This window comes from Halobacillus sp. (assembly GCF_049282395.1).
Lineage (GTDB): Bacteria > Bacillota > Bacilli > Bacillales > Halobacillaceae > Halobacillus.
In genome coordinates this window covers 1-9,721 of the sequence record NZ_JBAPTY010000435.1, presented here as the reverse complement: position 1 = coordinate 9,721, position 9,721 = coordinate 1, and the positions used below count along the sequence as shown (strand labels likewise).

8 protein-coding genes are annotated in these 9,721 nt (G+C 37.9%); 7 read left to right on the top strand and 1 reads right to left on the bottom strand.

Features of this window, described 5'->3' with window-relative positions; all coding sequences use genetic code 11:
* Window positions 1-859: 859 nt before the first annotated feature.
* Window positions 860-1,795, bottom strand: coding sequence for a hypothetical protein (locus WAM07_RS18085; RefSeq protein ID WP_422168784.1), 936 nt, complete (start codon window positions 1,793-1,795; stop codon window positions 860-862).
* 823 nt (window positions 1,796-2,618) lie between these two features.
* Here WAM07_RS18085 and WAM07_RS18080 point away from each other — a divergent pair.
* From WAM07_RS18080 to WAM07_RS18050, 7 genes are all read left to right on the top strand, one after another.
* Window positions 2,619-2,921: a hypothetical protein gene (locus WAM07_RS18080; RefSeq protein WP_422168783.1), complete on the top strand. Its 303-nt coding sequence runs from the start codon at window positions 2,619-2,621 to the stop codon at window positions 2,919-2,921.
* Window positions 2,922-3,013: 92 nt separating this feature from the next.
* A complete protein-coding gene (locus WAM07_RS18075) occupies window positions 3,014-3,670 on the top strand; it encodes a PIG-L deacetylase family protein (protein WP_422168782.1) in 657 nt (218 codons plus the stop codon).
* On the top strand, window positions 3,667-5,001 hold the full coding sequence (locus WAM07_RS18070) for a glycosyltransferase family 4 protein (protein WP_422168781.1): 1,335 nt from the start codon (window positions 3,667-3,669) through the stop codon (window positions 4,999-5,001). The genes WAM07_RS18075 and WAM07_RS18070 overlap by 4 nt, the downstream gene beginning before the upstream one ends.
* Entirely contained in the window at window positions 5,001-6,179 is a 1,179-nt protein-coding gene (locus WAM07_RS18065) for a carbamoyl-phosphate synthase (protein WP_422168780.1), read from the top strand. The genes WAM07_RS18070 and WAM07_RS18065 overlap by 1 nt, the downstream gene beginning before the upstream one ends.
* Window positions 6,180-6,181: 2 nt before the next feature.
* On the top strand, window positions 6,182-7,243 hold the full coding sequence (locus WAM07_RS18060; RefSeq protein ID WP_422168779.1) for a phosphotransferase: 1,062 nt from the start codon (window positions 6,182-6,184) through the stop codon (window positions 7,241-7,243).
* A gap of 29 nt (window positions 7,244-7,272) precedes the next feature.
* Window positions 7,273-8,541: a glycosyltransferase family 4 protein gene (locus WAM07_RS18055; protein WP_422168785.1), complete on the top strand. Its 1,269-nt coding sequence runs from the start codon at window positions 7,273-7,275 to the stop codon at window positions 8,539-8,541.
* A 48-nt stretch (window positions 8,542-8,589) separates the two neighbouring features.
* Window positions 8,590-9,501, top strand: coding sequence for an NAD-dependent epimerase/dehydratase family protein (locus tag WAM07_RS18050; RefSeq protein ID WP_422168778.1), 912 nt, complete (start codon window positions 8,590-8,592; stop codon window positions 9,499-9,501).
* The last annotated feature ends 220 nt before the right edge of the window (window positions 9,502-9,721 follow it).

Here is a 9,721-nt window from a genome sequence, read left to right as displayed (position 1 = left end):
GCTATTACCTATCAATATAAATTAAAAAAAGACTGGATAGCTCCCAATCTTTTTTTACTCCTAAACAATGTTAGATAAACTTTTGGAGCAGTAACATTATTTAACCACAGGACTTGGCGATTTTAGTCGATCCTTCTTTTTACCATGAGCCTCCTCAGTCGTTATCACTCCTTGGGTCTCGCTATTTCCCCACCAACCCAACATGTTTTTTAATAACAGACCCTTCTTTAGAAGTGCAGCTGTTGGTTCTAAATCTTTAACGAAACCTATGGAGAAACAGAAGCTCATAGCATGTTGTACATGCTTTCTATCCAAGAGATATTCCCCATCTTTTAGAGTCTCTTATTTCAGCAAGGTCCGGAGGGGGATGGTAGAGACTCCTGCGGGATAAACATAATCGGTGAGACCCCACAGAGCTTTAGCTCGAGGAGGCTCAGCGAAGGGGAAGTTCGACTAAGAACGCCATGTCGTGTGGCAACGTAGAACGCCCCTGCGTCGTGCAGGGCAACGGAAAGCGAATCATCCCCGCATGATCTTCCTCGCAAACCAATATTTCAAAACAGAGGCTTCCACAATCCGGCCCTATTGCGTAATAAGCATCTTATGAAAGATCAACAATAAACTTTAACAGAGCCAAGTAAGTTAGACATTTAATAGATTAACTATTTCTTATTATTCTTAAGGAGTATGTTGATAGGTGAATGATTCGAGTCTTCTTCTAAGGAGGTTTCCTCCATAATGAATAAAGTCTTCTCCTGGCTTTCGAACTCTTTAATTACATCTGTATTTTTATCATTAGGATAGAGGCACGGAGTTCCTCTGGTGTTTTGATGTCTAATTCATTCTTTAACATCTTTTGTTAATCACTTTCGTTTTCGAAATTTTTTTCTTCAAGGTCTTGGTTTAGGTCTAGCTCTTTTTCCTCATATTGAACTTCCTCTGTTTCCAATTGCGTATTGTACTCATATTCCTCTTCTGAATCGTTAGAGGATTCCTGAATATATAAATTGATTTCCCCTCCTTTTTCATTAAATGAATCGTGTACGGAGACACTTTCTTCACCAACAGAGGAAGCAAAAATTTCTACAGGGAAACTCTCTTTTTCAGTTGTTTGATTATCTTCGTGTAATTGTTGAAGAATTAGATCCTCCTGGGAACCTCTCTCAGTCCCATGTTCTTCTCTCTCAAACTTTGCAAAATTCAACCGTTCTTCATTAAAGCCGAACTGCTCCTTCTTTACAGCCTTTTTCCGTGAACCTTTTTCTGTCTTTTCCGCTTTATCTTTTTTCTTTTTATCATTTTGATTATCACGTTTGTGGGTAGTATTATTTTTGTTTTTGCCATTGTAATTCAGTTTACTCTTTTTCTTAGTTCCAATTTTCCTTACACTTATCGGACCACATAAGTCTGTGATATTAACATTTTCATCATAATCCATCCAAATGAGAATATTGTCGAAAGTTTCCACAAATGTCCCTCCGATGTCAAACTTCTCATTTTCAAAGAACACTTCAAGATGATCTCCAAACTGGAACATAGAATTCAATACCCCTTCAACTGATTTATATGGGAGACCGTCAAAACCCGGGTTCGAAAAATGCTTATTATGATCGGACCCACAGTTCTTATTTGTTTCAGGAAAATATTGATTGCCTGAGTTTTCTTGATCACCGGCGTCTCCTAAGTACAACTCATCTTGTTCCTCAGGAGCTCCCTCACAATGCTCTGCACCGTCATGATGATCAAAATATTTTCTAGTGAAATCATCAAACTCTCCTACCATAGGTTTTTCCACACCTTTACATTCTGTCTGCAATTCATAATCACTATATGTATGTAAAAGCGGAATGTATAGCCTATTTTAGGATATTATCCCAATTCCCGCTCACTCTAACCGGGCTTTTGAATAGGTTAACAATAGCTGCAGAGACATGGAGTAAAGCACATTCCCAATTGTTATCTTTTTATTAATGAACATATATTACCAAGGGTCTTTACCTCCTTTTATTACGATTACTTTATAGTCCCTCTTCACGATCAATCCATCTTTGTGAGCTACCAAGAACCCAAAAATGAGTCTGTTACTTTTCCCGTAGAACAGCTGCAAAATGCTTCTTTTCTTGAATCTCATGTATCAGCGGATTGAACGAAACCAATACTCACCATCAATCGACTGTTCAAACTCCTTTCGACATAACTCTAACCACCGAAGACAACCCATCCTAACGCTTATCTCGAATTTCTAAGCAAAATACCATAAAATACGCAGGAAACGTCCGCGCTAACCACCCCCAAGAGGAGCAACCGTTCGAAAGGTTCAATTATATCGCTCACAACAACAGTATCACCCACTAAAATCAATCAAGCGGACCAACCATACTAGATGCGCAAACAAATAATCAAGCCAGGATCTAATGTGAGAATGAAGTAAATAAAGAAGATTATATCCAAATTAAGCATTAACTGAAGAAAAAATTATGAAAGAGACATTAACGAAAATGACCAAACAACCTATTTAAATGGTCAAGATTATTACCAGTTAATCTAAAGAATCAAAAGGAACTTGTCTGAAAAAGCTAGTAAACTTTTGCCCAAAATATAAGAAGGAGTGAATAAGGATGAGAAAGAACACGAGTTCTGGAAATGGTTATAAACATAAAAAAAGTCCCCCTCTATCAAGAAATGTGGCTAACACAAATTCTCCTACCAAGGTAGACGACTTTCCTAACACGATTTTGAATAAATATTTCACACTTGGTGACAAAATCAATGTATATGCGGGAAGTAAACAACTCGGTCAGAGAGGAACATTTTTAACAGCCGGACCAGACTTCTTTATATGGATTGATAGTGATGGATATGTACGGTTACAAATGATCAGTGGTGGAATTAGTATTGGTCAAACGAAAAAGAAATACTAAGAAACAGACACTAGCCCTGTGCTAGTGTCTGTTTCGGTAATATAAAAGGATACATATAGTAATGTAATAGAGATTAGAATGGGGTGAAGGGAATGAAAGAAACTGTATTGGTCATAGCAGCACATCCAGATGATGAACTACTTGGGACAGCTGGCACCTTAAAAAGGTTAGTGGACCAAGGAAATAGAGTCGTATCGATCATTACAGCAAACGGAAGAAAGGAAGAGGCCCATCATATCCAGCAGCTTGCCCGAAATGCAAACAAAGAGATTGGGATAAAAGAAGTTATTTTTCTGGAGCATCCTAACCTGGAATTAGAAATGATACCTCTTCACCTAATTACCAAGGAAATCGAAAAATTAATTGATATCTATCAACCTACTAAAATTTTTACACATCATTACGGAGATGTGAATATTGATCACCAAATTACGTTTCAAGCAGTGTTAACAGCAGTTCGTCCTCTACCAGATAGACAGCCGATTGAATTGATCACATTTGAAACGGTATCCTCAAGTGAATGGAATACTCAGACAAATGATAAGCAATTTAAACCAAATTATTATGTGAACATTTCATCGGTAATTGTTCAGAAAATTGCTTCCCTCAAACATTATGAAGTGGAAATGCGAGACTTTCCACATCCGCGATCCTATGAGGGAGTCAAATGTCTGGCAAGTGTTCGAGGAATGACGGTTGGGGTACCTTATGCGGAAGCATTTGAAATTATAAGGAGGGTCTGGAAATGAAGGAACTATTTTTTCCTTACCCTTACCTTATTTCTGCTCTCGACAAATATTATGGAGTAAAGTCAAATCCCATAACGGCAAAAATAAAGGATGAGGGGAAAGGTTCTGAACGAAAAAAAGAACATAAAAAGAAATTAAAGACTACAAAGAGGAAGAGTAAACCTGGACGTAAGAAATTATCCATTTTGATAGCGACTTTTTGGGATTATCCTCATACAGGTGGTCTTTCCAATTATATTACTACTTTAAGAGAAGGCTTGAGGTCTTTAGGTCACAAAGTGGATGTCATTGCTCCGAATCAGTTTTCAAAAATGGATGTAGAAAAGCTGCGTGAGGTGATTGCTCCGGAATTAAAGACTTTTTTTAAACATCGATACGGAGCATATACAAGCAAAATCATACAAAGTTGTCGATTACTCTACATTTATGAACAGATGATGAAGTCTGTGAAACTGGAAAACTACGATATATTTCATGCACAGGATTTATTCACAGCCAATATATTAGGGAGATTCAATGAGGATTTAGGTAAACCTCTTCTTTTCACTCCACATGGCATGTTCACGTTTAGCAGAGTCAAATTTAACCGAATAGAAAAAGGGTCAGTAGAAGAAGTGTATTACAAAGAAATTGAGAAAAAAGCGATTGAATATGCGACCCATATGGTCATTTTAAGTGATTCTTTCCGTGATCCAATGAGTTCACTTGGAGCGAAATCTGCGAATCTGACAACAATTAATACAGGGATAGATTTTAAAACCATTGATCGCGGTAGAACGAGTGGAAAGGTTGTGATTTCATGCATCGCAAGACTTGGACCTAGAAAGGGACATTCGGATTTATTTAATGTCCTTTCTCGCATGAAGGGAATAAGTCATCAGACTGAGGTGCTAATTGTTGGAGACGGGGAAATGCGTGAAGTGCTTGAAGCTCAAGTCAAATCGTTGAGACTATCCAACGTACGATTCTTAGGTAAACGTGATGATATCCCTTCTATATTAAGTAAAACAGATATATTTGTTCTTCCAACCATCAATGACAACCTTCCCATTTCCGTTATTGAAGCCATGCATAGCGGTACGGCTATTCTGACAACTGATTGTGGCGGTATTACGGAAATCGTTCATCATAATGAAACTGGAATCATTGTTGAGCCAGGCAATGTTAATCAGTTAACAACTCAACTCAAACACTTGATTGAAAATGAATCATTGCGAAAGAAACTTGGCGGCAATGCGTATCACTACGCCAAAAGTCATCTCACCCGTGAGGCCATGGTAGGCAAGATTGAAGTGATTTACCAAAATCTAATAGCTTCGGGGGAAGTATGATGTTGTCATCACATCCAGCAGTTGTCCTTGATTTAAGCGCTAATGGAGTTGGTATCATTCATGCCCTTTCCCGAAAAGGAATTGATGTATATGCATTTGATACAGAGGGTCCCTATTCAAAGGGAAAATCAAGACTTGCAAAATGTGGGATATGCCCAAGCCCATTAAATCAAGAAACAGAGCTGCTGTTATTTTTAAAAGGAATAGCAATGAAGCTTGATTATAAGCCTGTGCTTTACGCTGGTGCAGATGATTATGTTGTCTTTATCTCAAAATACAGGAATGAATTATCCCAGTATTACCTGTTTTTATATCCAGATCATTCCTTAATTATGGATTTATTAGATAAGAAGAAAACCTATGAATTAGCATTGAAGTATAATATCCCAACAGCTAAAACCTTTATTGTGGAAAATGAAGAGCAGCTTGATGAGGCGATTACTCAATTAGAATTTCCATGTATCTTAAAGCCTGTATTCGGCCATGAATTCAGAAAACATGTAAACAAGAAGGCCATTCATATTCAAGACGCAACCCAGTTAAAGAAAACCTATCCTATTTATCGCGAGTTCGGTGAGCTAATTATTCAGGAGATCATTCCTGGGGATAACAAGTGTTTCTATAAAGTGGCTACATTCTTTGGGGAGGATATGGAATTACTTGCCCTTTTCACTCTCCAAAAAAACCACCAATTCCCTGCACAATTTGGAACGGGAGCGCATATCGTGAGCAAACGAATTCCTGATCTGGTCGATGTCGGGGTTCCATTGTTGAAAGAGTTAACATTAAAAGGAGTAGGTATGATTGAATATAAAAAAGATCCACGGGATGGACAATATAAACTCATTGAAATAAATCCCAGGTTTTGGCTGACGCATAGTTTAACCGGTCATGCCGGAGTTGATTTTGCCCATCAATATTATTTGTATCTTACTGGTCAACGCCCCTCTCCAAAATTGCAGCAAACAGCCGGGGTTCAATGGATTTATCTAGTACGTTATTTCCTTACCTTTCTTGAAAAGAGAAAAAATGGAGAAATGAGCTTAAAAGACTTCTTTTATGGACTCAGAGGAAAAAAGGTATTCGCTCTTCTTGCCTATGATGACCCTATGCCATTTATCAGGAGTACCTGGTCTCACCTGCGGAATGCGTGGAAAAGAAAGCGAAGGAGTGATTGAGTATGTATACACCACAAGAACTGAAATCTATGTTTCATAAACATGGAATCGAAGAAAAAATTTCTACATCCCTTGGGAATAAAGTGACCATTCAGGCTTCATCAATCCAAAACCTCAAATCAACTAAAAGAAGCAGCATTTATCAGCTTTCGCTTAAAAAAAACAACGACACCCTTCCTATCATTTTTAAAATCTATCATTCTAACAAATACAAAAATGAAATCGAAATTAATGTCTACAGTAAAGTCTACCCTTTTTTAAAAGAGTTTCTTCCTGAAATCTACCTAATGGAGAAACAAGGAAATGATACCTGGGTGTTCATGGAGTTTGTCCGGCAAATTCGTGGACAGCTGACCTTTACGCCCAAGCATTTTGATTATATTATCCCAACCCTTGCTAAGCTTCACGCGCACACGCACGAAGAAAATTTCAAGAAAGAAAAAAGCACTTTTCAAAATTGGCTTCCCATTTACAACTCGGAAAAAATGAAAAAAGATCGGGAAAATTTTATTTCAAATACTATGACATTTCTAGACGATGCCAAGAAGGATAAACAATTGAGGGATATAATCAAACCACATTATAAGCCATTAAAAAACTTATACAGTAACGGTCCTGACTTCTTTCCGGAACTATTGGCAAGCGGATATTCCATTACACATGGAGATCTTCATATGCAGAATATCTGTTCTAAAGATGTCAGCAAAAATGAACCCTGGGAGATTCAATTTATCGATTGGGAATCTGCCAAATATGCTCCGACATGGTTTGATATGATTGTTCTGGTAGAAATCTTACTAGGCTTTCGGAAAGATTGGCAAAGCAATGCAGAAGAAATTCGAACCCATGCCGTCGACGTGTACACGGATGAAATGAAGAAATATGGAATCAAGTTTAAAACCAAACCCATTCATTTATACAAAATGGCGTACCTTCAACGAACCCTCGAAAAAGGATTACACACTCAGTTGAGACGTATCTTTGATAACCGTGGAGGTGAGCTTCTCCCCTACCACTTAGAAAAAATATCAACCTGGGGAAGAGAACTGGGGATATATAAATAGATATGAAAGGATGAGAAAACTTGAGTCGAATGCCTTCTTTCAGCATTCATCCCTCTCTTCTTGCCGTCATGGATCAGTATTATGATAAGGAAAGAGACGATAAGAAACCTCTCACTCTCCAACCATTTGGTCAGAAGAGACAAGATGAAGGTTCAAAGCCCCTGAAAATCTTATATGTAACATTTTTTCAATACCCTCATACGGGTGGATTATCTCATTACATCACTTCTATAAAAAACGGTTTTCAAAAGATTAGTCATAGTGTAGATGTACTAGCGCCCAATCACATGTCTTCGGAACAGCTAAAAGAATGGATTCCCGAGGCTGACTCTGAAGCCCGTAAGTTTATGAATGGACGCTACGGATTAATCAATGAAAAAATCGTTAAAAATCTCAGTTACCTTCATGTATTTGAATTGTTCCTCAAAGAAAAAAATCTCCAACAATATGACATCATACACGCTCAAGACTTATTTGCCCTCTTCATCCTAGGACATTTAAACCAAACGTATCAAAAACCCTTATTCTTTACGCCTCACGGGTTCTTTACAAAAAGCCGCTTAAAATTCAATAAGATACAGAAAGGTTCCATTGAAGAAGCCTACTTTACTGAAATTGAGAAAGTAGGTATTGGAGCAAGTACTGAAATTGTGATGATTTCAGATTCCTTTCGACCTAACTTAATAGACTTCGGTGCAAGAGAAGAAAGGATGGTCACCGTTCATACGGGTATCGATTTTAACCCACTGCCTCATAGAAATCATGAAAACATTATCCTAACGTGTGTCTCCCGTCTATCTCCACGTAAAGGTCATGGATTTCTCTTAGAAGCGTTATCCAAGATTCGTGAACACCTGACTAATGTAGAAGTATGGATTGTTGGAGATGGTGTTATGAAGGAAAAACTGATGGAACAAGCGAAAGAACTTAATCTGAATAACGTAATCTTTTTTGGGAAACGACACGATATACCCTTAATTCTTTCCATGTCAGACATCTACGTGTTAGCTACTATAAATGACAACTTTCCCCTATCCATCATGGAAGCAATGTTTTCCCGCCAAGCAGTCATCTCCACCACATGTGGCGGAATCCCCGAAATGGTGCACCATGAAGAAACAGGTGTGCTTTGTGAACCTGGTAACGTCGAACAACTTGCACATGCGATAAAGCGTTTCATATCGAATAAGGAAGAGCGTTATAGGTTTGCTAAGGCTGCTGAATCCTATGCACGTCAACACCTTACCAGTCAAGTTATGACGAGAAAATTCGAACAGATCTATCAAACATATCTATAAAGAAAGGAGCCTCATCATGAGGGAGAATGAAATGATCCAGGATCATACATGAAAATTTTAGTTACAGGTGGTGCCGGATTTATCGGCTCACAGCTCGTAGATCTACTGCTAGCTGAAGGTCACACCCCGATTATTCTAGACAACTTTTCTAATGGCAGGAAGGAAAACGTGCCAAGAGGAGTCAAAATATATAAAAAAAATCTATTATCCGAAAAAGTTGAGAGGATTTTTGAAAAAGAAAAACCTGACATCGTTATGCATCTCGCTGCCCAAGTGAGCGTAGCTAAATCACTTGAAAATCCTGCAGAAGATACAGCAGTCAATGTATTAGGAACCGTAAAGTTGTTGGAGTATAGCACCAAATATGGTGTAAAAAAATTCATCTTCTCCTCTTCCAGTGCAGTATATGGCTATACTAATGAACCTATCCATGAAGAAAGTTCTACTAGCCCGATTTCCTTTTATGGCACCTCAAAATTAGCATCTGAAACGTATATCAAACTATTTAATACGCTCTATGATCTTCCATACACTATTTTCCGTTACGCCAATGTTTATGGACCCAGACAACGATCGGATGGCGAAGGCGGAGTGATAAGCATTTTTATTGAAAAATTATTACGTAATGAAGCACCTGTTATTTTTGGAGATGGAAACCAAACACGCGACTTTGTTTACGTAGATGATGTAGCACGGGCAAATCTTCTTGCCATTACAAATGCAGACAACCAAATCATCAATATTGGCAGCAATACTCAAACATCCGTCAATCTACTCCATACCCTACTTTCAAACCAACTCCAATCTTTGCAAAAGCCAAACTACGAAGCGAAGCGGGAAGGAGATATTTTACACAGTCACCTTTTAAATTCGAAAGCCCTAAACTATCTAAAATGGGAACCTCAATATGATCTAAACGCCGGTTTAGACAGTACTGTTGAATATTTCAAACGAAAATGAAGAATGATGAATGATTCATAACTCGAGCAAACACAAAGGAAAAGGGTTTGGAGAATTCCAAACCCTTTTCCTTTATTCTTCATCTTCTATTATTTTACTTATATGTTCATTTATTCTATTTTATAAAATCCTACATATAAACAATCGCGGTATAAAGGTTCTCCTATAATATCATTCACCCAAACGTATTACAGCAAGAAACCACTTGGACCTCCAAGCA

What these genes read in the sequence shown, in the direction of transcription:
- WAM07_RS18075 (WP_422168782.1), top strand. Translation starts at nt 3,014, where the DNA reads ATGAAAGAAACTGTATTGGTCATAGCAGCACATCCAGATGATGAACTA.
- WAM07_RS18060 (WP_422168779.1), top strand. Translation starts at nt 6,182, where the DNA reads ATGTATACACCACAAGAACTGAAATCTATGTTTCATAAACATGGAATC.
- WAM07_RS18080 (WP_422168783.1), top strand. Translation starts at nt 2,619, where the DNA reads ATGAGAAAGAACACGAGTTCTGGAAATGGTTATAAACATAAAAAAAGT.
- WAM07_RS18050 (WP_422168778.1), top strand. Translation starts at nt 8,590, where the DNA reads ATGAAAATTTTAGTTACAGGTGGTGCCGGATTTATCGGCTCACAGCTC.
- WAM07_RS18070 (WP_422168781.1), top strand. Translation starts at nt 3,667, where the DNA reads ATGAAGGAACTATTTTTTCCTTACCCTTACCTTATTTCTGCTCTCGAC.
- WAM07_RS18055 (WP_422168785.1), top strand. Translation starts at nt 7,273, where the DNA reads ATGCCTTCTTTCAGCATTCATCCCTCTCTTCTTGCCGTCATGGATCAG.
- WAM07_RS18065 (WP_422168780.1), top strand. Translation starts at nt 5,001, where the DNA reads ATGTTGTCATCACATCCAGCAGTTGTCCTTGATTTAAGCGCTAATGGA.